Source organism: Actinocrispum sp. NPDC049592 (genome assembly GCF_040675465.1).
GTDB lineage: Bacteria > Actinomycetota > Actinomycetes > Mycobacteriales > Pseudonocardiaceae > Kibdelosporangium.
In genome coordinates this window covers 37,737-59,496 of record NZ_JBFAPA010000026.1, presented here as the reverse complement: position 1 = coordinate 59,496, position 21,760 = coordinate 37,737, and the positions used below count along the sequence as shown (strand labels likewise).

The following is a 21,760-nucleotide window of genomic DNA, read 5'->3' as shown; positions in this document are numbered from 1 at the left end:
TGAAGAACTCGAGGACTTCGCGGTCGGAATGCCGGAGACTGAAGTGGGTCAGCACGAACAGAGTGTTCGGGTTTGTTCGACATACGGCCTGAGCTTGCTCCACACCGTGTGGCCCACTCGCTCGGCGCGTTCAAGTTCGGTGTCATGCAGGTAGGTGCCCTCGGTGATGATGACCGGATAGTCGAACAGCCAGTCATTCCGGTAGAACACGCTTGGATGGGTGTCGCCGAGGAAGGCGAACAGGGGCCGCCGCACCTCCTGGTCGATCGGAACACCCGCCTTGCGCTTCTCCGCCATGAGTTTACCGAACTCCTTGGCCGGCAAAGAATCCTTGAGTGTGGCGTGCTCGGGCAGCAGCACCTTCCCGACTTCTGAAAGGGCATAGCCGACACACGGAACCTTGTGCCGGCACTCGGCCACCCGAACGCGATGCCGCCCGAGCTGGAACTCATCTCCCTGCCCGACACCATGGAGGCGGTAGCCGACAAGTCCAGGGTCGTAGGCAGCACCGTGGTTGAGCCGCAAGGATGCGTCCAGGTAGGCGCGCGTGTCCGAAAGGGCCGCGGCCGGAAGGTAGATGTCTGTACCTGCTTTGGCGGCCAGGAAGTCCAAGTCTTTCACGTGGTCGTGGTGGGTATGGGTGAGTAGGACGGTGTCCACCTGTCTGCCTTCGACCAGATCCGCATCCAGGGCGCACCGGAGTTCGGGAACGTGGAAGAAGGTTTTGTCGTTGGCGCGGGAGTAGCCGGTGAGGGTCACCGAAGTACCGGGGATCCGCCACGTCTTCCACTGCCGGAACGGATGGCCGCGGTCCAGCCTGTCAGGATGCATGCGCGGACCCCAGTGGTTCTGTGTCCAGGTAGCCGGTTATATTCTCCGGTCGCCACCAGACAACAGCTCAGAACTTCATAGCAGGCAACCGAAAAACCTCAGCAAGTAGTTCATACGAACGAACGCGAGCCTTGTGATCGTGAATACTCGCCATCGCGATGACCTCGTCGACCTCCAAAGAAGAAGCCATAGCCGAGATCTGGGCATGCACCTCATCCGGCGCCCCAACAGCATACCGAGGCCACGGAAAATGCTCGTCTGCCAAAGGATCCGCGCCGGTCGTCAACGCTTCCAAAGCCTCAGCGGGGCTCGGCAGCCGACTGAGATGGTTCTCCACGGCCCACCGCCGGAACAGCCGCTGAGTGGCGAAAATCCGCTGCGCCTCCGCGGAGGTCTCGGCGCAGTACACCCCAATGCCCAGGATCACCTGGGGCGAAGACGCGTACACCGACGGCCGGAACGACGACCGATACGCAGTGATCGCCTCAACAGTCCCGCCAGGGTTGATGAAATGCGCGTACGAGTACGGCAACCCGTTGGCAGCAGCCATAAGAGCGCTCTGGGTGCTGGACCCGAGCAACCACACCGGCGGAGCCCCCGGTGAGGATGGCATCACGTCGACATCCGCGAACTCGTGCTCCGGGGGGAAACCAAGCAGGAAGCCCAGCAGGTCGCCGAGTTTGGCCTGGAACTCCGCCTCGGTGGGCAGCCGCTGCTGGCCGAGAGCCTTGGCAGCCAACGGCAGCCCACCGGGTGACCGCCCGATCCCGAGATCGACCCGGTCCGGGTACAACACGTGCAGGGTCCGGAAGACCTCGGCGACCTTCAGCGGCTGGTACAGCGAAAGCAGGACTCCCCCGGAGCCCACGCGGATCCCGCTGGTCTCCATCGCCAGGCGCCCCACCAGGATCTCTGGGGCCGGACTGCCGTGGGACACCATCGAATGGTGCCCGGCCACCCAGTAGCGGTGGTAACCGAGCCGGTCGGCGTGCCGGGCGAGGTCGATCGTGTTGCGCAGCGCGTCCGCCGGTGTTCCCCCGGAGACCAGGGGCGACTGGTCCAGCACCGAGATCCGCACACCAGCGAGGCTACGCGAATCAGCAGACCACGGTCATGAAATCGAAAACCGCCTGCTGGGCCGTGCCGAAGTTGTTCTGGCTCCAAGCCGGGTACTCGTAGCCCACGGTGTCACCATACGAGGACAACCGGATCCTGTTGCCGTAGGTGCGGTATGACCGGGCCCAGTCACCGACCCCGTAGTTGCGCAGGTCCACGGTCCCGCAACCGAGTGGGTACCACATCCCGCCGCTTCCGTTGGTGCCGCTGAACAGGCACGCCCGCCCGTACGGGCAGTTGGCGTAGCTGTCGGTGGTGGCGGACGCAGTGCCCGTGAGCAGCGAGGCCCCCAAGGCCACGGCCGCCACCACGCTGGTGATGATCCGGACGCCGAACTTGGCCATTCCTCAGTCCTCTCGTGGAGATCAGTCCACGAAGGACACTATCGGCCGGTCCTTTCACCGTGCTGCCACGGAACTTTCACAGCCCGAACGCCGAGATGTCCACCGAAGGCGTACGCCCCAAGGCGAGATCGGCGGCCACAGTGCCCGCCAACGGCGCCAACGTGAGGCCACTCGCGCCCAGTCCGGTGGCGATCACCAGGCCGTTTCGCGGCGAGCACAGGATGGGCTTGCCGGTCGTGCTCAGCGGCCGGAACCCGATCCGCACGTCCTCCAGCACCGCGTCGGCCAGCCCCGGAGCCACACTCAACGCGTCGTCCAGGATCTTGCGCACGCCACCGGCTGTCTTGTGGTACGCGAACCCAGCCCCGGTCTCCCGAGTCGCCCCGACAACGACCTTCCCACCAGGGAAAGCCAACATGTAGTGGTCACTGAAGGTCCGGACCACCGGCACGGCAGAAGTGTCCACATTGGACAGGGACAGGTGCGCGATCTGACCGCGCTGCGGTTCGACCGGAACAGCGATCCCCAACGGCCCGCACAAGTCGTTGGTCCAGGCACCCGCCGCGACGACGACCGCATGCGCGCCAATGACCTCACCGTCGATTTCCACCCCCGTCACGCGAGTACCCGCGGTGACCAGTGACGCATCCCCACCAATCTGCCGAGCGCCATAACGTTCGGCCGCCCGCAGTAATGCGGACTGCATCAAACGCCCATCGACCCGGCCGGCGCCACTGACGAACACCCCGGCCAGATCATCCCGCAATCCGGGAAAGCGCCGGGCGGGTTCACCGGCGGGAAGCACTTCGATTTCGCCCACCGACGGATCACGGTCACGCGCTTCATGAAGAATTCTCGGGTCCAGCCCGCTTTCCTCGGTCGTCACGGTCATCGCGCCGACCCGCGCATATCCCGCGTCCGGCTCACCGTCGGCGGCCAGCTGGGAAAGCAGAACCGGATAGCGGGCCGCGGCCGCCCACCAGAACTCCTTCGCCCCGGTGCCGGTGGGGCCGACCGGCCAGGGGAACACGACCCCCGCCCCTGCCGCGGTGGCCTGTCCCTGCCGGTCGGCGTCCACCACCAGCACCTCAGCGCCCTCGGCGGCGAGGCGGTACCCGGTCACCGCACCCACGATCCCGGCACCGACCACGATCACACGCATGGCATTCACCTTGCCGTGCCCGCAGCGAGAGCGCCAGCGGGTGTCCCCGTGAGTACCCCCAGCGCAAACTCACGAGGCCCGCCGAAACGGGTATTTCCCGCCGGTGTCCAGTGTGTCCGTGCCATCATGGAGAAACCTTGTATTCATCTTGAATCGGCGACGGGACCGAAGTGTCCGCAGACAACAGCATCCCCGTCGAGTTCCGGGTTCTGGGTGAGGTCGAAGCCCGGATCGACGGCATCCCGGCCGACCTCGGGCATGCGCGGCAACGCTCTGTGCTCGCGGTGTTACTGGTCGAGCTGAACAATCCCGTGCCGGTCGATCAATTGGTGGACCGGGTGTGGGGTGAACGCGCGCCGAACAGCGCGCGGGAATCGCTGTACAGCTATCTTTCCCGGCTGCGCCAGGCGCTCACCGGTGTGACAATCGTGCGCCGGTCCGGCGGATATGTGTTGAGTGTCAATCCGGACGCGGTCGATCTGCACCGGTTCTCCCGGCTGATCGCCCAGGCGCGCGAGAAATCGGATATCGGGCTGTTCGAGGCGGCGCTCGGGCTCTGGCGCGGCGAGCCGTTCGCCGGGCTGACCTCGCCGTGGCTGGTCGCGCAACGCGAGGACCTGGAGCAGCAGCGGCTGGCCGCCGAGCTGGACCGCAACGACCTCGAGCTGTCCCAAGGCATCGGCCGCGTGCCCGAGCTGTCCGCGCGGGCCGCGCAGTTCCCGCTGGACGAACGCCTGGCCGGGCAGCTGATGCAGGCCCTGCACCGGTCCGGGCGGCAGTCGCGCGCCCTCGCGGTGTACGACGAGACCCGCCGCGCCCTGGCCGACCAGCTCGGCATCGACCCCAGCCCCGAGCTCACCGAGCTGCGCCAGCAGATCCTGACCAACAGCGTCACCCCGGCCGGCCGGTTCGAGCTGCCCAGGGACGTCCGCCAGTTCACCGGCCGCACCAGCGAACTGCGTGACCTGCTCAGAAGCGTCGAACAGTCCGGCTCGGTCGCGGCCATCGACGGCATGGCCGGGATCGGCAAGACCGCGCTCGTCGTGCGCCTCGCGCACCAATTGGCCCCGCGTTATCCCGACGGGCAGCTGTTTCTAGACCTGCACGCGTACACCCCAGGGAGTAAGCCGCTCACGCCCGGAGCCGCGCTGGACAAGCTGTTGCGGGCTGTTGGCGTTGCCGGAGCGGCGATCCCGGACGACACCGAGGAACGAGCCGCGTTGTGGCGGGCCAAGCTCGCCGGTCAGCGGATGTTGATCGTGCTGGACAACGCTGCCGAGACCGCGCAGGTCAGGCCGTTGCTGCCGGGCACGGCCGACTGTCTGGTGCTGATCACCAGCCGCCAGCGGCTGACCGGGCTCGACGGCGCGTTCGTGCGCTCACTGGACGTGCTTTCCGCAGGTGAGGCGCGGGAGTTGTTCGCGCGCGTCGTCGGCGAGACCCGGACTTCGGCGGAACCCGTTGCGGTCAGCGACGTCCTGCGGCTGTGCGGGTACCTGCCGCTGGCGATCCGGCTGGCCGCGGCCAGGTTGCAGCACCGTCCAACATGGACGGTCACGCACCTGGCCGGGCGCCTGCGTGACCAGCGGCAACTGACCGAGCTGCAGTCCGACGACCACAGCGTCGCCACCGCGTTCAGCCTGTCGTACCAACAGCTCGACGCCGGCCAGAAGCGGATGTTCCGGCTGCTCGGCCGGGTTCCGGGCGCGGACTTCGACGTCTACCCGGCGGCAGCGCTGGGCGACCTCAGCCTGACCGAGGCGGATCGCCTGCTGGAGAGCCTGCTCGACGCGCATTTGCTGCTCCAGCCCACCGCCGGGCGCTACCGCCTGCACGACCTGTTGCACGCCTATGCCTCGCAGCTCGAGGATCCCGACGAGGACGCGGCTCACAAACGGCTGCTGGAGTTCTACCTGCACGCGGCCTCCGTCGCGATGGACGCGATCGCGCCGCACGAACGCCATCGCCGCGTCGAAGTGGACCCCTCGTCCACGCCGGTCCCGGAGTTCACCAGCTACGACACGGCCTTGGCGTGGCTGGAGACCGAACGCCCGAACCTGCTGGCCGCCGCCGTCACCGAACACCGGGAGTACACGAGCCTGCTTTCGTCGTCCCTGTGGCGGTTCCTCTACCTGCGCGGACACCACGACGACGCGATGACGTTGCACACCAACGCCTTGCAGGCCGCGCAAGCCGCCGGGGACCGCGTGCTGGAGGGCCGCGCGATCTACAGCCTCGGCATGACGTTCGAACGGCTCGGCCGCTACGAGGACGCCATCGACCACATCAAGCGGGCCATCGAGGTGTTCCAGGAGACCGGGATGCGGCTGCTGGAAGGACATGCGCTCAACAGCCTCGGGATGGCGTTGTCCTGGCGGGCCGAGACCGACGAGGCCATGCACTACTACGAACTCGCCGCCACGGTCGGCCGCGAGACCGCGACCGGGGCGCTGGAAGGCATGGCGCTGGACAACATCGGCATCGAGCTGGCCGACCAGGGCCGGCACGAGGACGCGATCACGCATTTCAAGCAGGCACTGGCGATCTACGAGGCCATCGACTCGATGTACCTGCAGGGCAGCGCCTTGGAGAACCTCGGGGCGATCTTCACCAGGCTCGGCGAGTACGAGCGGGCCATCGAGCACCTGGAGTCGGCGCTGGACATCGCGTTGTCCGCGCGCTACCGCGACCAGGAGGCGGAGGTCCGCAACAGCATGGGGGTCGCCGCGCGGCGAGCGGGAGACGCGGCATCGGCGTTGGCGCACCACCGCGAGGCGCTGGCGATCGGCCAGGAGACCGGGTTGCTGATCTGCCAGGCGCGCGCCCACGACGGCCTGGGCTGGGCCTATCACGACCTGGGTGACCTGCGAACCTGCCGGGAGCACTGGGAGCAGGCGATCCGGCTCTACACGGAGCTGGGCGTGCCCGGGGCCGAGTCGATCCGGCTGGTGCTGGAGACCTCGTGAGTGTGCCGGGTGCTGCCGGCACACTCACGAGGTGGACTGATGAGTTCGACTAACTAGTTGAGACCACCGCGCAGAGCCGTGATCAGCTCACCGTTGGTCGTGTCGCCGGACAGCTCCCAGAAGAAGGCGCCGCCCAGGCCCTGGTTCTTGACGTAGGTCATCTTGCCGCCGATGGTGGCCGGTGTGTCGTAGCTCCACCAGTTGTTGCCGCACTTGGCGTACGCGGTACCGGCGATGGTTCCCGTCGACGGGCAGGTGTTCTTGAGGACCTTGTAGTCCTCGATACCGGCCTCGTACGTGCCCGGCGCGGCCCCGGTGGCGGTGCCACCCGGCGTGGACTGCGTGACGCCGGTCCAGCCACGGCCGTAGAACCCGATGCCCAGCAACAGCTTGTTCGACGGCACGCCCTTGCCCTTGAGCTTCTGGATGGCCGCGTCGGAGTTGAAGCCGGCCTGCGGGATGCCGGTGTACGACGTCAGCGGCGAGTGCGGGGCGGTCGGGCCCTGCGGGTTGAACGCGCCGAAGTAGTCGTAGGTCATCACGTTGTACCAGTTGACGTACTGCGAGGCGCCGCCGTGGTCGGCCGCGTCGATCTTGCCGCCGTTCGAGCCGTCGGCCGTGATCGCCGCGGTGACCAGGTAGTTCTGGCCGAACCGGTTGCGCAGGGCCTGCATCAGCGTCTTGAACGCCGCCGGGCCGCTGGAGTCGCAGCTCAGGCCGCACGCGTTCGGGTACTCCCAGTCGATGTCGATGCCGTCGAACACATCGGCCCAGCGCGGGTCCTCGACCAGGTTGTAGCAGGAGTTGGCGAACGCGGTCGCGTTGGCCGCTGCCTGGCCGAAGCCGCCGGACCAGGTCCAGCCGCCGAAGGAGAAGATCACCTTCAGACCCGGGTGCAGCTTCTTCAGCTTGCGCAACTGGTTGAAGCTACCCCGCAGGGCGCCTGCATCCCACGTGTCGGCGACACCGTCAACGCTGTTGGCAGTGGTGTAGGCCATGTCGTAGTCGGCGTAGGTGTCACCGAGCACGCACTGGCCGTTGGTCACGTTGCCGAAGGCGTAGTTGATGTGGGTCAGCTTCGCGGCCGTCCCGCTGGTCTCGATGTTCTTGACGAAGTACTGCCGGCCGTAGACACCCCACTGGGCGAAGTAGCCCAGGGTGACGCGGCCACCGGGCGGAGGCGGCGGGTCGGTCGGCGGGGTGGTGGGCGGCGTGGTCGGGTCGGTCGGCGGGGTCGTCGGGTCGGTCGGCGGCGTGGTGCCACCGGCGTCGCAGGAACCGCCGTCCAGCTTGCAGTTGGCCGGAGCCGCGTAGGTGCCGGAGTAGGCGACGTTGAAGCCGAAGCTCGCCGAGCCACCGACGGCGATGCTGCCGTTCCAGGTGTTCTTGACGGTGACGTGCTGGCCGCTGGCGGTGTAGCTGCCGTCCCACAGCGACGAGATGCGGTGGTTGGCCGGCAGGTCGAACTCGACCTGCCACGACGTGCGGGCCGAGCTGCTGCCGTTGGTGATCGTGAACTTGCCCTCGTAGCCGGATCCCCAGTCGGATCCCTTGCTGAAGGTGGCCGAGACGCCACCGGCCCCGTTCGCGGCGGGCACGACGACGATTCCGACGACGAGCGCCACGAGCGCGGCGAATAAACCTATGGGTGCCCATCGGGACTTGAACATCGGTCTCCTCTTCAAGGCAGGGGTAGAGAGCGATGCAAGGAACGATGTGGTTTGGACCACTCGAAAGCAAGGGTCTAGACCACTCCGTTACCCGAATGGAGTAATGAAAATCCGTTCATCACCATGAAAATCCCAGGCCACCCGGGGTCCCCACTTGGTCAGCTACCCACCAGGGCGGGCGGTTCCCGGCATCGGAAATCCCGCTGTCAACAGCGTTGTCAACACCGGCACTGCTGGGCGGGAACCGAGCGACTCCCTCATCGGCCTCCTGCACCCCATCACGTCAACCTGATCCATCGCGACGGCGGGACCTTCCGTGCGGCGGCGTGGTAGGTTCGGGTCATCCGGCGCGATGTGGTGCGCCTTTCTTCTGTCTCCGCCGTTCTGGCGTGGAGGGTTCGTGAGTGAGCTGACTGGGGCGATCCAGCTTCCCGATGGGACTTGGGTGCGTGGGCGGGGGTTGCGCAATCCGATGCCCGAGGGGCCCGTTCCCGGGTATGGGCTGTATCTGGGGTCGGGGCGGTTGCGGCGCAAACACCCGATCGGGTGGGCACATGACTGGGTTGAGTGGCCGGATTTCTTGCTACCCAAGGATTCTGAGCAGGCGATCGTGCTGGTTCGCGGGCTCTACAAGCGAGCCCAAGCAGGTGAGGCCGTGGAAGTGGCGTGTGGCGGCGGGGTTGGCCGGACCGGAACAGTGATAGCGACGCTAGCAGTGCTAGGTGGGCTAACACCGACAGAGGCGTTGGCGTGGACCAGGGCGAACTACCACCATCGCGCGGTCGAGACCCCTTGGCAGCGCAAGTGGATCGCTAGGAGTACAGCGGGCTGACCGCGCGCGCCTCGTCGGCGAGGTCCGGCCGTTCGACGACCGCGATCCCCGCCCCGGCAAGGAGTTCCGCGCCCTCGCCGACCACGAAGCGGGATGGTTCACGCAACGCGAACACCATCCTGGGGATGGCCGCCTCGATGATCCACTGTGAACACGAGCGCGGCCGGGACTTCCTGGTACTGCAGGGTTCCAGCGAGCTGTAGATGGTCGCCGTGCGCAACCGGGGATCGCTCAAGTCCACTTTGGACAGTGCGTTCTCCTCGGCGTGCCCGATCATGTCGAACTCGCGGGAGTGGCCGCGCGCGATCTCCTGTCCCTCGGCGTCCACGATCACCGCGCCGACCGGGAAAGCCGTGTCGGACGGCGGGCACTTGCGGGACTCCTCGATGCACTCCCGCAGCCAGAACCGGTCCGGGTCCGGGAACAGGTGCAGCACGGCGACATCGCCGACCTGCTCGACCCCGCGCAGCACCATCCGGTCCTTGCCGAAGTCGGCGTCGTTGAGGAACCGGGGCGCCCGGTGGTCGCCGACCAGGATCGGCGCGACCGCGAGCCGGATCTCGTCGGCCAGGCCCTGCGCCAGGAACTCGGTGTGGACGGAGCTCCCGCCCTCCACCATCAACCGCCGCACGCCCCGGCCGTACAGGTCTTCGACCACTTTGGACAGGGGAGCATCCGTGTACACGACATGGTTGTCGTCGGCGAAGAACGCTGCCTCGGGGTCGAGGCCGCGGGTGGTCATGGTGACCCGCAACGGGTTCTCCGGCCGTCCTTTCGCGACCCGGTCGGCCCGCCGCTGCCCGGACCGGACCCGCAGGCGGGGGTTGTCGGCGCGGATCGTGTTGGCGCCCACCAGGATCGCGTCGCTGGTGGCACGCAGTTCGTCGACGTGGTCCCAGTCCCGGTCGCCGGACAGGATCAGCCGCTGCCCGGTGGCGTCGTCGATGTAGCCGTCGATCGACATCGCGCAGCTGAGGATCGTGTACGGCCTCACAGGCCGACCGCCCTGAACAGGGATCCGACCTCGTCCCTGGTCAGCGCGCGCATGGTGCCGGGCCGCTGGTTGCCCAGCCGGATGTCGCCGACCGCGGTGCGCACCAGCCGGTCGACGGGGTGGCCGACCTCGGCGAGCAGCCGGCGGACGATGTGCTTGCGGCCCTCGTGCAGCACGATCTCCACGATCGCCTTGCCCGGGGTGGAGTCGACCAGCTTGAAGTTGTCCGCCTTGGCGATGCCGTCCTCGAGTTCGACGCCCGCGCGCAGCTGGCGGCCGACTTCGCGGGCGACCGGTCCGCGCACCTCGGCGAGGTAGGTCTTGGGCACCTCGTAGGAGGGGTGCATCAGCCGGTGGCCGAGGTCGCCGTCGTTGGTGAGCAGCAGCAGGCCCTCGGTCTCCGCGTCCAGGCGCCCGACGTGGAAGATGCCCGCGTTGGCGTTGCGCTCGTACTTGTGCACGTAGTCGCCGACACACGGGCGCCCGCGGTCGTCGGTCATCGTGCTGTGCACACCCAGCGGCTTGTTGAACGCCAGGTAGACCAGGTCCTCGTTGAGCACCACCCGCACGCCGTCGACGTGGATCACCGCGTTGCTCGGGTCCACGCGGCGGCCGAACTCGCGCACGACCTCGCCGTCCACACTGACGCGGCCCTCCGCGATCAGGTCCTCCGCCGCCCGCCGGCTGGCCACCCCCGCCTTGGACAGCACCTTCTGCAGCCGGACACCCTCCGGGCTCTCAGACATCGTCGATCGCATCCACTTCCGGCAACAGGGGCGCGATCGGTGGCAGGTCCTCCAGCGAGGACAGCCCCAACCGCTCCAGGAACAACTCGGTCGTCCGGTAGAGGATGCCACCGGTCTCCCGGTCGGTGCCGCTCTCCTCGATCAACCCCCGGGTGACCAGGGTCCGGATCACGCCATCAACGTTAACCCCACGAACCGCCGCCACCCGCGCCCGGGTCACCGGCTGCCGGTACGCGATGACCGCCAACGACTCCAACGCCGCCCGCGTCAGCTTCGCCCGCTGCCCACCCAGCAGCATCTTCTCGACGAACGGCGCGAACGTGTCCCGCGTATGAAACCGCCACCCCCCACCCACATTGCGGAGATCAATACCGCGGTCGTTCTCGTGGTAGTGCGCGGAGAGCGCGACGAGCGCCTCGCGGACACGCTGGACCGGCTGGTCGAGCGCATCGGCCAGGGTCTCGTCCTCGGCGGGACTGTCGACCACGAGCAGAAGCGCCTCCAGAGCCGCCGTGAGAGCCGAGTCCTCGGTCAGATCCGGCAGGTCAGAGGTAGTAATCCCCTCATCGTCGCCGCCGGGCTCGCCTTCCAGCGCCGCCGCAGCGACCTGGTCGGACTCGACGGCCACAGCTTCGTGGCCGCCTTCGTCGGGCGCCGACTCGGCATCACCGCCCAGCACAGCGGCTTCAGGAGCCGAAGACTCACCACCAGGCTCCAGCTCGGCTGCGGCGACTGGCTCGGGCTCGTCGGCGGCAGCCTCCCGGGCGCCCGCCAAGTCAGCGCCGGACTCGGCATCGGCGACATGCCCGGGCTCGGTGGCAGCTTCCTGAGCGCCGCCCAGCGACTCGGCGCCAGCCTCTGCGGCACTCTCCGAGTCGCCAACGGCCTCCGCAGGCTCATCCCCGAGCCCGGGACCGGCCTCGCCTACTCGCCGATCATGATCACCCAGCTCGGCCTCTGCGGCACTCTCCGAGTCGCCAACGGCCTCCGCAGGCTCATCCCCGAGCCCGGGACCAGCCTCGCCTACCTGCCGATCATCAACGCCCAGCTCAGCCTCGGCGGCACGCTCGGGCGCGACAGCTGCGGCTTCCCAGGGATCACTCGACATACCGTCACCCGGCTCCGCGGCTGCGGCTTCCGGAGTGCCGTCCAGCGACTCGGCGGCACTCTCCGAGCCACGACCGGCCTCCGCGAGTTCATCCTCAAGCGCGGTCCCGGCTACCTGGGGATCATCGGTAGCCGAAGTCTCGGCACCGGGCTCCAGCTCGCCCTCGGTCTCATCGGCGGACGCCGCAGGCCCCTCAGTCCCGGCGTCGACCGGCAGTTCGGCGCTGTCGGCATCGGCGGGCTCACCCGGAGCTGCGCCCTCCAGACCCCCGGCCACCACCTCAGGCTCGCCGTCGACAACGGATCCCAGGTCCGCAGCGGCGGTCGGCGCCGCGCTGTCGTGGGTCTCCATGCCGGGCTCGGTGTCAGCCTGCGGAGCGTCCTCAATGGGTGCTGTGTCGGCCTGATGGAGCTCGGCATCCTCGGGTGACCCCAGTCTGGCTTTTTGTTCCTCGGGGGTGGTCACCCGTACTCCTCTTCCTCGGTGTCGGTGGTGGCGCGGAATGCTTCGAGGTGGGCCTTGGCTTCCTCGAGGGTGCCGCCGGTCCAGGTGATCCGCATGGGGCCGAGTGGTTCGTCCTGTTCGAACAGCACGGCCTGCTCACGGTAGAGCTCGAGCAGACCCAGGAACCTCGCGACCTTCTCGGTGACGTCCTCCGCGTCCGCCACGAGGTCCGCGAAGGTGGCCACGCCGAGGGCGGCCAGGCGCACCCTGAGGATGGCGGCGGTCTCGCGGATCGACACGCGCCGCATGTGGACGTGCGACAGCGACACGATAGGTGGGGGTTTGGGGCGGAACACGGCGGCGGCGATCTCGGCGAACTTCTCCGGGGAGACGCCGATCATCACCTCGGGCAGCAGGGCGGTGAACCGTTCCTCCAGCGCGACCGAGCGGGGGTAGCGCCGCAGCGCACCCGCCTCGAGCTCGGCGAACAGGGCCGCGACCTGCTTGTACGCCCGGTACTGCAGCAACCGCGCGAACAGCAGGTCCCTGGCCTCCAGCAGCGCCAGGTCCTCCTCGTCCTCGACGTCGCCCGCGGGCAGCAGCCGGGCCGCCTTGAGGTCCAGCAGGGTCGCCGCGACCACGAGGAACTCGGTGGTCTCGTCGAGGTCGAAGTCGCTGCCCATCGACCGGATGTGCGCGATGAAGTCGTCGGTCACCCGGTGCAGGGCGACCTCGGTGACGTCCATCTCGTGCTGCGAGATCAGCTGCAGCAGCAGGTCGAAGGGGCCCTCGAAGTTCGACAGCCGGACGGTGAACTTCGGGCTGCCGTTGCCTTCCTCGACCAGCGGCGGGGTCACTGCCCGGATTCCTGGCGAAGCCGGCGAACCAGCATCGAGTCCTCGCCGTACTCCTCCAGGTCAGCCAGCAGCACCGCGATAGCTTCGCGCACAACGCGGCCGCGGTCCACGCCCAGGCCGTGTTTGGCCCGCAGCGACAACCGGGCGTGCTCCAGCGCGAGCAGCTCCTCGTCGGACACGTAAACGGTGATCTTCGTGTCGTGTTTCTGGCGCGGCGAGCCGCCTCGGGACACCTTGGGACGGGTGTCCGGGACCACCGGTGGTGTGGTCTGGCGGAACAGCTCGGCCGCGCCCGGCAACGGGGCGCGACGGGTCACCTGGCGATCACCTCTCGGGCGAGCGCGCGGTAGGCCTTCGCTCCGGCCGACCTCGGCGCCCAGCGGGTGATCGGCTCACCGGCGACCGTGGTCTCCGGAAAGCGGACGGTTCTGTTGATCACGGTGTCGAACACGATATCCCCGAACGCCTCCACAACGCGGGCCATTACCTCGCGGGAGTGAAGAGTACGCGGGTCGAACATGGTCGCGAGAATGCCCGTGATCTCCAGCTTCGGGTTCAGCCGTTCGCGTACCTTCTGGATGGTGTCGATCAACAGCGCGGCACCACGCAGGCTGAAGAACTCACACTCCAGGGGGATGAGAACCCCGTCGGCGGCGGCCAGGGCGTTCACTGTGAGCAACCCCAGCGACGGCTGGCAGTCGACCAGGATGTAGTCGTACTTGTCCAGCACCGGCCGCAGCGTCCGCAGCAGCGTGTGCTCGCGGCCGACCTCGGCGACGAGCTGGACCTCCGCGGCGGACAGGTCGATGTTGCTCGGCAGCAGGTCCATGTCCTCGACGGTGGTGTTGATGACCACCTCGTCGATGCTCACCGACCGCTCGATGATCACGTTGTAGATGGTCTGCTCGAGCGAGTGCGCCGGGATGCCCAGGCCGACCGACAACGCGCCCTGCGGGTCGAAGTCGACCAGCAGCACCTTGCGGCCGAACTCGGTCAGCGCCGCGCCGAGGTTGATGGTCGACGTGGTCTTGCCGACGCCGCCCTTCTGGTTGCAGATCGCGAGCACCTTGGCCGGCCCGTGCCGCTGCAGGACACCCGGCTCGGGCACATGCCGCTTGGGGCGACCGGTGGGACCGATCGCGCCCTCGGGACCGGTCGACGGGTCGTCCTCGTCGGTGTCCGGTGCGGCCTTGGCCGGGATGCTCAGCTCGTCCTCGCTGGGTCGGGGCGGGGCCGAAGTGGTGACCCGCGGTTGCGGCGGTGGAACAGGATCAGCCGGGGGGCTCTGATACCCGGGCTGCGGCGCAGGCTGCAGGTATCCCGCCTGGGATTCCGGCTGTTGCTGGTACTCGGGCTGCGCCTGTTGGTCAGGCGGCTGCTGGTACTGGGGTTGCCGCGGCTGTGGTTGCGGCTGGTACTGGGGCGCCTGCTGGTCAGACTGGTACTCAGGCCGCTGCTGCGGCTGGTACTCGGGCTGCGGCGCGGGTTGCTGGTAGCCGGGCGGCGGCTGGTACTGCGGCTGGGATTGCTCGACCGGCCGGTACGGCTGCGCGGATTGCTGGTACTGCTGCTCGCGCTCGGGAGGCTGCGGCGCAGGTTGGTACTGCGGCTGTTGGTACTGCGGCGCGGGCTGCTCGTACTCCGGCCGCTGCGCTGGTTGCTGGTGACCCGGCGCCGGAGGCGGCTCGTACTGCGGCTGAGATTGCTCGACCGGGCGGTAAGGCGGCTGCGCCGGTTGCTGGTACTGAGGTTGCTCGTACTGTGGCTGCGGCGCCGAGGCCGTCGGATATGCCGGATTTTGAGCAGGCGATGCCGAGGCGTGCCCCGGCACGCCGTAAGGCTGCGCCGCTGACTCGAATGTCGACATGCCGACCTAGCTCCTTGTCGTCCGGTCTGGCGGCAGCCTAAGGCGGCCCATCCTCAGCAGCAACGCGCCTCGCCGAGGGGACCCTTATTTCTGGTTTATCAGGCCGGGACGGCGACCGAGCCCGAGTAGGCGCCGAGAACGGCGTCGAGCAGGTTGGGGAACTGGCTGTCCAGCGCTTCGCGGCGGACCGACAGCCAGCGCTGGTTGCCGTCCGGGCGGGTGTGCGTCACGCCCGCTTCTCTGAGCACGCGAAGGTGTTGCGACAGGGTGGACTTGGCGACGGTGACGGCGAGGCAGCCACACGACATCTCGCCGACGCGTTCGAGCTGGGCGACGACCGCCAGCCGGGTCGGGTCGCTGAGGGCGTGCAACACAGCGGTCAGCTCCAGCTGACTGCCAGTCTGATCCTCCACCCCACATCACACCTTCCGTTTTGTCACAGGTTAGGCGGTTTCAACCGTTGGCACGAGGATGTGCGGTCGCGTACACCTCGCGCAGGGTGTTCACCGTTACTAGCGTGTAGATCTGCGTTGTGGTTACGGAGGCGTGACCGAGAAGTTCCTGAACCACCCGAACGTCGGCGCCACCCTCCAGGAGATGTGTGGCAAAAGAGTGACGCAAGGTGTGCGGCGACACGGACGAGTGAATGTCTGCCCGTTCGGCGGAATCCTTCAGCACCTGCCACGCGCTTTGGCGTGACAGCCTGCCACCGCGGTGGTTGAGGAAGATCGCCGGCGTGCCACGGCCGCGCGTGGCCAGCGCCGGGCGTTCGCGCACGAGGTACGCGTCAAGGGCGGCGAGCGCGGGCCGTCCCACCGGGACCAGCCGTTGCTTGCCGCCCTTGCCGTCCAGCAGAACCGTCCGCTGCTCGACGTCGACGTCGTCGATGTCCAGGCCCACCGCCTCGGAGATCCGGGCGCCGGTGGAGTACAGCAACTCCAGCAACGCCCGGTCGCGCAGGCCGCTCGGCGAGTCCAGCAGCCGCAGCACATCGTCCACGGGCAACGCCTTCGGCAGCCTTCGTGGCGTCTGCGGCGGTTTGACCTCGCGGGCCGGGTCGTGCTCGGTGATGCCCTCGCGCATGGCGAACTTGTGCAAGCCGCGCACCGCGATCAACGCGCGGGCGGCGGAGGACGCGGCCAGCGGCGGGTGGTCCGGGTCGCCTTCCCGCAGCACGGCAAGGAACTCGGCGACGTTCGCCTCGGTGACCGCGTCGAACCTGGTGTCGCCCAAGTGTTCCGCATAACGGCGGAGGTCACGGGCGTAGCTGTCGAGGGTGTTGCGCGCGGTGCCCCGTTCCACGGCGAGGTGGTCCAGATAACCCGCGATGACGGCCTCGACGGACATTTCGCGAGCCTACGCAAGACCCTTCAGGTGTTCGAATCCGGCAGCGGCGGCCATCGCGGGCAGCCGCATGATCGTTCCGTCCCGGCCCCACCGGCCCTCGGGAACGTCGTGGAACAGCACGGACGTCTTCACCGGACGGTCGTCCGCGGGTTCGCCCAGCGCGGCCCAGTGCACGTCGTGCGCGAACGCCTCGCGGCGGACCGGGTCGAGCACACCGTCACTGGCCACGAAGTCCAGCAACAGCAACCGGGCCAGCTCCTGCGCGGGCTGGGCGCCGAGGTAGACGTCCGTGAGGTCCTCCCAGATGACGATGGTGCGAACGCGGTTGGCGGCGGGCAGCGACTCGGCCTCGCAGGCCGCGTTGGTGATGGCCTCGACCAGGCGGGCCTTGCTCTCAGCGGTGAATGCGCCGGGTGTGGCGCGGATGGTGATCAATGGCATGCGTCAACGCTAGAAGCCGCAGCGGTTCGCCACCGATGGCGAGATAGACAATATTCGTGCGAATATGGCCAGCATGAAGGTGGATGTCGTGGCGATGGCGAACGGGTCGCCGAGCGGGGTGGGCGCGGTGTTCGACGTTTTCGACGCGGCCAACAAACTCTTTGGCGACACTGCGTTCGAGATCCGCTGCCTCGGCGTGGACGGCGAACCGATCCGGCTCCGCGGCGGCCTGCGCCTGGCCGTGGAGGACCTCAGCGAAGCGGCACCGGCGCCGTGGGTGGTCGTGCCCGGCATCGGCGCGACGACCCCCGAGCTGATGACCGAGCGCCTCGCCGAGCCGGACATCGAAGTGGTCGCGGACTGGTTGAAAGGCGCCAGGCACAGCACTTTGGTGGGCGCGTGCACGGCGACGTTCGTGCTCGGCCGGGCCGGGGCGCTGGACAACCGTTCCTGCACAACGACTTGGTGGCTCGCCGGGCTGCTCGGCACACTGTTTCCGTTGGCCCGCGTGGACGCCGACCGGATGGTGGTCCAGGACGGCCGCACCTGGACCGGCGGCGCCTCGTTCTCCCAGATCGACCTGGCGCTGGCCATTGTGGAACACCACCACGGCACGCTCGCCCGTGCGGTCGCCAACCGGCTGGCCTTCGAACGCCGGCTGTCCCAGGCGGACTTCGTGACCGCGTCGGGGTACGCCGCCTCGCCGGAGATCGCGGCCATCGAGTCGTACGTCCTGGCCAACCTGACCGAGCCGATCACGTTGGCGGACCTTGCATCCGAGGCGGGGGTGAGCGCGCGGACGCTGAGCCGCCGGACGACCGCGGTCACCGGGAGGTCGCCAATGCAGCTCGTCCAGCACATCCGGTTGCAGGTGGCGCTGGAGAAGCTTCGCACCTCTCGGGAGCCGGCCCTGCACATCGCGCACTCGGTCGGCCTGGCGGATGCCGCTTCGCTGTACCGGCTGGTGAAGCAGACGACCGGACGCACTCCCAGCCAGTTCCGCGCGCAGTAATGTTGCGGGTGTGACGGACCCCTCCCGGCTGCGCATCGGCACGCAGGAACGCGAAGACGCCCTGCAGGCCCTCGGTGAGCACTTCGCCGCCGGGCGGCTGCCGGTCGACGAGTACGACCAGCGCGTGGCCAAGGCCGTCCAGGCCGAGACCAGGGCCGACGTCGAGCCGCTGTTCGAGGACCTGCCCCAGCCCCACCCGTCCTTCCTGGCACCGCCGCCCCCAATCCCTTACGGCACGCCTTCGCCGGTGCCGTACAACCTGCCGCCGCCGGTGCCGTACGACCAGCAGTTGTCCAGCCGGCACAAGGTCCCCGCGGGCGTGCTGCAACTGTTCCTGCCGTTCGGGATCGGCCGGTTCTACATGGGCGACACGGCGACCGGGGTGGCGCAGCTGATCACCGCGTTCTTCGGCGTCGGCGTCCTGTGGTGCTGGATCGACGCGATCATCCTGCTCGTCACCGGTGGCACCGACGGCGACGGGCGCAGGCTGCGCGGCTGACCCCCCACCGGCCAAAGTGGACGCACCACCGGGATCGGCGGTGGACCCGTCCCGGCGGGAGATGTTCGTGCGGTTACGCAGACCCCGCACTAGGGTCTGCGGGATGGACATGAAGCCGCGGAGCCGGGATGTCACGGATGGCCTGGAGCGGGCCGCAGCGCGGGGAATGCTGCGTGCGGTCGGGATGGGTGACGAGGACTTCGGCAAGCCCCAGATCGGGGTCGCCTCGTCCTGGAACGAGATCACTCCCTGCAACCTCTCGCTGCAGCGGCTCGCCCAGGCGGGTAAGCAGGGCGTGCACGCGGCCGGCGGGTTCCCGATGGAGTTCGGCACGATCTCGGTGTCCGACGGGATCTCCATGGGCCACGAGGGCATGCACTTCTCGCTGGTGTCGCGGGAGGTGATCGCCGACTCGGTGGAGACGGTGATGCAGGCCGAGCGGCTGGACGGCGCGATCCTGCTGGCCGGGTGCGACAAGAGCCTGCCGGGGATGCTGATGGCGGCCGCGCGGCTCGATGTGGCCGCGGTGTTCCTCTACGCGGGGTCGATCCTGCCGGGCACGGTCGACGGGCGCGAGGTCACCATCATCGACGCGTTCGAGGCGGTGGGCGCGTGCGCGCGGGGGCTGATCTCACGCGAGGAGGTCGACAAGATCGAGCGCGCGATCTGCCCTGGTGAGGGCGCGTGCGGCGGGATGTACACGGCGAACACCATGGCGTGCGCGGCCGAGGCGCTGGGCATGTCACTGCCCGGGTCGGCGAGTCCCCCATCGGTGGATCGCCGCCGCGACAGGTTCGCCCGGTCGAGCGGCGAAGCGGTGGTCGGCATGCTGGCCAAGGGCATCACCGCGCGACAGGTGATGACCCGGGAGGCGTTCGAGAACGCGATCGCGGTGGTGATGGCGCTGGGCGGGTCGACGAACGCGGTGCTGCACCTGCTGGCGATCGCGCACGAGGCCGAGGTCCCGTTGTCCCTGGACGATTTCACCCGGATCGGCGACCGCGTGCCACACCTGGCGGACGTGAAGCCGTTCGGCCGGCACGTGATGACCGCCGTCGACCGCGTCGGTGGTGTGCCCGTGGTGATGAAAGCCTTGCTGGACGCCGGTTTGCTGAACGGTTCGTGCCTGACCGTGACCGGTAGGACCCTGGCGGAGAACCTCGCCGAGCTCGACCCACCCGCCCTGGACGGCGAGGTGTTGCGCAAGCTGAGCAACCCGATCCACCCCACCGGCGGCCTGACCATCCTGCGCGGCTCCCTCGCCCCGGACGGCGCGGTGGTCAAGAGCGCGGGCTTCGACTCCACGGAATTCAACGGCACCGCAAGGGTTTTCGACGGCGAGCAAGCCGCGATGGACGCCCTGCCAACCCTCAAGGCCGGTGACGTCGTGGTGATCCGCTACGAAGGCCCCCGCGGTGGCCCTGGCATGCGCGAAATGCTGGCGGTCACCGGCGCCATCAAAGGCGCGGGCCTGGGCAAGGACGTCCTCCTGGTCACCGACGGCCGGTTCTCCGGCGGCACCACCGGCCTTTGCATCGGCCACGTCGCCCCCGAAGCGGCCCACGGCGGCCCCATCGCCCTCGTCCAGGACGGCGACCCCATCACCCTCAACATGCAGACCCGCACCCTGACTCTCAACGTCGAGGACGCCGAACTCACCCGGCGCCGCCAATCCTGGTCCGCACCCGAACCCCAGCGGCGCACCGGCGTCCTCGCCAAGTACGCCCGCCTGGTCGGCTCGGCCGCCCAGGGCGCCATCTGTTCCTGAGTCAAATGGGCAGCGGGTCGATGTCACAATCGACCCGCCCCACGCGCCAAAGAAGGGAAACCTCGTTATCTCGCTTTGTGGAAGCGGGCCGCGAGAACAAGGGCGGCGGCGATGAAGACGAGATTCTTGACGACGAACTCGCCCTCGGTGGTCAGCAGGAAGATGTTGCCGTGCTGGAAGGTGGTTGTGGGCTGGGTTATCAGGGCGAGGAACGTGCCGGTGAGATGAGCGATGAGGGCGGCGCAGACGATTGTGGTGAAGCGCCCGGTCATGATGGCGACGCCGAGGGCCATTTCGAGGATGCCTAAAGCGGGAACGAGCCAGGCGCGGTCGAGCCAGGGCAGGGTGTTGGCGACGAAATCGGCGACCGGGGAGTTGTTGGCGATTTTGAGGGCGCCGAACCAGACGAACACAATGCCGATGGCACCGCGCAGCAGGGGAAGACTGATTCGGCGCAGGTGGCTGACGAGGCGCGAGTCAAGGTCGGGCAGGATGTCGGTGAGGGATTTGTGGGCGGTGGCTTTGTCCATGGCGTGGTCCTTCTTTTCCGCTGCTTTTCACACTCCGCCCAGTGCGAACTTGTTCTGCAGGGTGAACCGGGAAACCATGCCGGTCAAGACACCTGAGTACTTCCACCCCCGAACAAAGTAGTGAGTGGCCGCACCGGTCAAGAACGGTACGACCACTCACGTGTGAATTGTCGATCAGGGCCGCGGTATGGCGATCACGTTGTACGGCGTGTCCGGGGTCGGCGGTGTGCTGAACCGCGCATTCGGCAGATACAGGCGATGGCCGAAGGACGCCACCGTGGTCGGCACGTCGAAGCGCGGATCCGTGGCCTTGGCGACCAGGGTCCCGGTGGTGGCCGTGCGGTCGAGCCGGAACTTCGCGACCGTGTTCAGCCGGTTCTGCACGACGAACAGCGAATTGCCCTCGCGCAGCAGCCCGTCGCCCGCGGTGAGCACCTCGCCGCCGAGGTTCACCTCCTTGGTGACGCCGGTACGCGGGTCGACCCTGAACAGCTTGCCGGTGTTCGACTGCACGATCAGCAGCGCGCGGCCGTCGGGGGTGGTCGCGATCCCGTTGGCGTTGGTGACACCTGGCGTGAACACCATGTCACCGGTCAGCGTCAGGGTCTCGAACGTCGACGGCAGCGAGCCGTGCCGGCCCAGCGCCACCTTGTACAGCAACGGTTTGCGCGAGTCGGTGAACCAGGCCGCCTGGTCGGTCACGATCACGTCGTTGACGAACGTGTCGGTGGCCGCGAACTTGTAGCTGGCCAACACCTTTCCCGACCGGGCGTCGACCACGCGGGCGTCACCGCCGGACGCGCCCGACACGAACAGCCGGTGCCGCGAGTCGACCTTGAGGCCGGTCGACGGGGTGCCCGGGCCCTTGCTGAACACCTCTCCCTTGCCGGTGCGCAGGTTCACGCGGAACAGCGACCCGTCCGCGCGCGAGCCGAAGTAGGCCGTCGGGCCGTCGCCGATGGCGATCCCCTCCGGCATGAACCCGTTGGGCAGAGCGAACTCGGTGGGGAACGCGCGGCCGGACTCCGTGGCGGCCGCCTGGCCGGCGCCGAGGAGGCTCACCCCGAGCGCGGCCGCGACCAGCACACTGAATCTTCGGGACATGCTCACTCCAATCGTTTTGTCCGCTTCACTGACCGCAGTCTTTCGCACCCCCTGCGCACCCGGAGAGGATCGACAGGAAACCGACAGGCTGCACAAGACATTCACATCTCGCCCGTCGCCTC

The 21,760-nt window shown here is 68.2% G+C and carries 22 protein-coding genes; 6 read left to right on the top strand and 16 right to left on the bottom strand.

The features are described 5' to 3' along the window. Positions 1-48: 48 nt before the first annotated feature. The 4 genes from AB0J95_RS46215 to AB0J95_RS46200 all read right to left on the bottom strand — a co-directional run bounded on the left by AB0J95_RS46215 (position 49) and on the right by AB0J95_RS46200 (position 3,453). Positions 49-831 (bottom strand): MBL fold metallo-hydrolase, encoded by a 783-nt coding sequence (locus AB0J95_RS46215; protein ID WP_364772550.1) that lies wholly within the window; start codon positions 829-831, stop codon positions 49-51. A 67-nt stretch (positions 832-898) separates the two neighbouring features. Then, positions 899-1,909, bottom strand: a complete 1,011-nt coding sequence (locus tag AB0J95_RS46210; RefSeq protein ID WP_364772548.1) for an LLM class flavin-dependent oxidoreductase — start codon at positions 1,907-1,909, stop codon at positions 899-901. A 19-nt stretch (positions 1,910-1,928) separates the two neighbouring features. Then, positions 1,929-2,291, bottom strand: coding sequence for a hypothetical protein (locus AB0J95_RS46205; protein WP_364772547.1), 363 nt, complete (start codon positions 2,289-2,291; stop codon positions 1,929-1,931). A gap of 76 nt (positions 2,292-2,367) precedes the next feature. Continuing rightward, a complete protein-coding gene (locus AB0J95_RS46200) occupies positions 2,368-3,453 on the bottom strand; it encodes an FAD-dependent oxidoreductase (RefSeq protein WP_364772544.1) in 1,086 nt (361 codons plus the stop codon). Between the two features lie 170 nt (positions 3,454-3,623). Between AB0J95_RS46200 and AB0J95_RS46195 the strand changes: the two genes are divergently transcribed. After that, positions 3,624-6,419 carry a tetratricopeptide repeat protein gene (locus AB0J95_RS46195; RefSeq protein ID WP_364772542.1) on the top strand — a complete coding sequence of 932 codons (2,796 nt, stop codon included), beginning with the start codon at positions 3,624-3,626 and terminating at the stop codon, positions 6,417-6,419. Positions 6,420-6,472: 53 nt separating this feature from the next. Here the strand turns inward: AB0J95_RS46195 and AB0J95_RS46190 are convergent, their stop codons facing one another. Further along, on the bottom strand, positions 6,473-8,089 hold the full coding sequence (locus AB0J95_RS46190; protein WP_364772540.1) for a glycosyl hydrolase family 18 protein: 1,617 nt from the start codon (positions 8,087-8,089) through the stop codon (positions 6,473-6,475). Between the two features lie 352 nt (positions 8,090-8,441). Here AB0J95_RS46190 and AB0J95_RS46185 point away from each other — a divergent pair, with 352 nt between their 5' ends. Further along, positions 8,442-8,921, top strand: a complete 480-nt coding sequence (locus AB0J95_RS46185) for a protein-tyrosine phosphatase family protein (protein WP_364772777.1) — start codon at positions 8,442-8,444, stop codon at positions 8,919-8,921. Here the strand turns inward: AB0J95_RS46185 and AB0J95_RS46180 are convergent. The 3 genes from AB0J95_RS46180 to scpB are packed head-to-tail and all read right to left on the bottom strand — an operon-like array spanning position 8,902 to position 11,340. Beyond that, positions 8,902-9,915 (bottom strand): dihydrofolate reductase family protein, encoded by a 1,014-nt coding sequence (locus AB0J95_RS46180; RefSeq protein ID WP_364772537.1) that lies wholly within the window; start codon positions 9,913-9,915, stop codon positions 8,902-8,904. The two genes, AB0J95_RS46185 and AB0J95_RS46180, sit on opposite strands and share 20 nt — an antisense overlap. Continuing rightward, entirely contained in the window at positions 9,912-10,661 is a 750-nt protein-coding gene (locus AB0J95_RS46175; protein WP_364772534.1) for a pseudouridine synthase, read from the bottom strand. Before AB0J95_RS46175 ends, AB0J95_RS46180 begins: the two co-directional genes overlap by 4 nt. Then, positions 10,654-11,340 (bottom strand): SMC-Scp complex subunit ScpB, encoded by a 687-nt coding sequence (scpB, locus tag AB0J95_RS46170; protein WP_364772531.1) that lies wholly within the window; start codon positions 11,338-11,340, stop codon positions 10,654-10,656. Before scpB ends, AB0J95_RS46175 begins: the two co-directional genes overlap by 8 nt. Between scpB and AB0J95_RS46165 the strand changes: the two genes are divergently transcribed. Beyond that, the gene (locus AB0J95_RS46165; RefSeq protein WP_364772529.1) at positions 11,296-12,198 is read left to right on the top strand and encodes a hypothetical protein; all 903 of its coding nucleotides are present in this window, start codon (positions 11,296-11,298) and stop codon (positions 12,196-12,198) included. The two genes, scpB and AB0J95_RS46165, sit on opposite strands and share 45 nt — an antisense overlap. 32 nt (positions 12,199-12,230) lie before the next feature. Here the strand turns inward: AB0J95_RS46165 and AB0J95_RS46160 are convergent, their stop codons facing one another. The 6 genes from AB0J95_RS46160 to AB0J95_RS46135 form a co-directional block, all read right to left on the bottom strand. After that, positions 12,231-13,070: a segregation/condensation protein A gene (locus AB0J95_RS46160; RefSeq protein WP_364772527.1), complete on the bottom strand. Its 840-nt coding sequence runs from the start codon at positions 13,068-13,070 to the stop codon at positions 12,231-12,233. Continuing rightward, positions 13,067-13,387: a hypothetical protein gene (locus AB0J95_RS46155; protein WP_364772524.1), complete on the bottom strand. Its 321-nt coding sequence runs from the start codon at positions 13,385-13,387 to the stop codon at positions 13,067-13,069. The genes AB0J95_RS46160 and AB0J95_RS46155 overlap by 4 nt, the downstream gene beginning before the upstream one ends. Then, on the bottom strand, positions 13,384-14,271 hold the full coding sequence (locus tag AB0J95_RS46150; protein WP_364772775.1) for a ParA family protein: 888 nt from the start codon (positions 14,269-14,271) through the stop codon (positions 13,384-13,386). The genes AB0J95_RS46155 and AB0J95_RS46150 overlap by 4 nt, the downstream gene beginning before the upstream one ends. A gap of 764 nt (positions 14,272-15,035) precedes the next feature. Next, the gene (locus AB0J95_RS46145) at positions 15,036-15,350 is read right to left on the bottom strand and encodes a metalloregulator ArsR/SmtB family transcription factor (RefSeq protein ID WP_364772522.1); all 315 of its coding nucleotides are present in this window, start codon (positions 15,348-15,350) and stop codon (positions 15,036-15,038) included. A 40-nt stretch (positions 15,351-15,390) separates the two neighbouring features. Further along, positions 15,391-16,284, bottom strand: a complete 894-nt coding sequence (gene xerD / locus AB0J95_RS46140; RefSeq protein ID WP_364772520.1) for a site-specific tyrosine recombinase XerD — start codon at positions 16,282-16,284, stop codon at positions 15,391-15,393. Positions 16,285-16,293: 9 nt separating this feature from the next. Next, positions 16,294-16,725 carry a tautomerase family protein gene (locus AB0J95_RS46135; protein ID WP_364772518.1) on the bottom strand — a complete coding sequence of 144 codons (432 nt, stop codon included), beginning with the start codon at positions 16,723-16,725 and terminating at the stop codon, positions 16,294-16,296. A 73-nt stretch (positions 16,726-16,798) separates the two neighbouring features. On the opposite strand from AB0J95_RS46135, the gene AB0J95_RS46130 reads away from it, so the two are divergent. From AB0J95_RS46130 to ilvD, 3 genes are all read left to right on the top strand, one after another. Next, positions 16,799-17,737, top strand: coding sequence for a helix-turn-helix domain-containing protein (locus AB0J95_RS46130; protein WP_364772515.1), 939 nt, complete (start codon positions 16,799-16,801; stop codon positions 17,735-17,737). Positions 17,738-17,747: 10 nt separating this feature from the next. Continuing rightward, positions 17,748-18,236: a DUF1707 domain-containing protein gene (locus tag AB0J95_RS46125; RefSeq protein WP_364772512.1), complete on the top strand. Its 489-nt coding sequence runs from the start codon at positions 17,748-17,750 to the stop codon at positions 18,234-18,236. A 103-nt stretch (positions 18,237-18,339) separates the two neighbouring features. Next, positions 18,340-20,004, top strand: a complete 1,665-nt coding sequence (gene ilvD / locus AB0J95_RS46120; RefSeq protein WP_364772509.1) for a dihydroxy-acid dehydratase — start codon at positions 18,340-18,342, stop codon at positions 20,002-20,004. 65 nt (positions 20,005-20,069) lie between these two features. Here the strand turns inward: ilvD and AB0J95_RS46115 are convergent, their stop codons facing one another. Next, positions 20,070-20,534, bottom strand: a complete 465-nt coding sequence (locus tag AB0J95_RS46115; protein WP_364772507.1) for a DoxX family membrane protein — start codon at positions 20,532-20,534, stop codon at positions 20,070-20,072. Between the two features lie 174 nt (positions 20,535-20,708). Beyond that, the gene (locus AB0J95_RS46110) at positions 20,709-21,638 is read right to left on the bottom strand and encodes a superoxide dismutase (protein WP_364772504.1); all 930 of its coding nucleotides are present in this window, start codon (positions 21,636-21,638) and stop codon (positions 20,709-20,711) included. Positions 21,639-21,760: the final 122 nt, after the last annotated feature.

Bases quoted from the DNA above. Each gene is read 5' to 3' on its own strand.
- AB0J95_RS46135 (WP_364772518.1), bottom strand. From the start codon at position 16,725: ATGCCATTGATCACCATCCGCGCCACACCCGGCGCATTCACCGCTGAG.
- xerD (WP_364772520.1), bottom strand. From the start codon at position 16,284: ATGTCCGTCGAGGCCGTCATCGCGGGTTATCTGGACCACCTCGCCGTG.
- AB0J95_RS46130 (WP_364772515.1), top strand. From the start codon at position 16,799: ATGAAGGTGGATGTCGTGGCGATGGCGAACGGGTCGCCGAGCGGGGTG.
- AB0J95_RS46205 (WP_364772547.1), bottom strand. From the start codon at position 2,291: ATGGCCAAGTTCGGCGTCCGGATCATCACCAGCGTGGTGGCGGCCGTG.
- AB0J95_RS46215 (WP_364772550.1), bottom strand. From the start codon at position 831: ATGCATCCTGACAGGCTGGACCGCGGCCATCCGTTCCGGCAGTGGAAG.
- AB0J95_RS46190 (WP_364772540.1), bottom strand. From the start codon at position 8,089: ATGTTCAAGTCCCGATGGGCACCCATAGGTTTATTCGCCGCGCTCGTG.
- AB0J95_RS46200 (WP_364772544.1), bottom strand. From the start codon at position 3,453: ATGCGTGTGATCGTGGTCGGTGCCGGGATCGTGGGTGCGGTGACCGGG.
- AB0J95_RS46110 (WP_364772504.1), bottom strand. From the start codon at position 21,638: ATGTCCCGAAGATTCAGTGTGCTGGTCGCGGCCGCGCTCGGGGTGAGC.
- AB0J95_RS46115 (WP_364772507.1), bottom strand. From the start codon at position 20,534: ATGGACAAAGCCACCGCCCACAAATCCCTCACCGACATCCTGCCCGAC.
- AB0J95_RS46185 (WP_364772777.1), top strand. From the start codon at position 8,442: ATGTGGTGCGCCTTTCTTCTGTCTCCGCCGTTCTGGCGTGGAGGGTTC.
- ilvD (WP_364772509.1), top strand. From the start codon at position 18,340: ATGGACATGAAGCCGCGGAGCCGGGATGTCACGGATGGCCTGGAGCGG.
- AB0J95_RS46175 (WP_364772534.1), bottom strand. From the start codon at position 10,661: ATGTCTGAGAGCCCGGAGGGTGTCCGGCTGCAGAAGGTGCTGTCCAAG.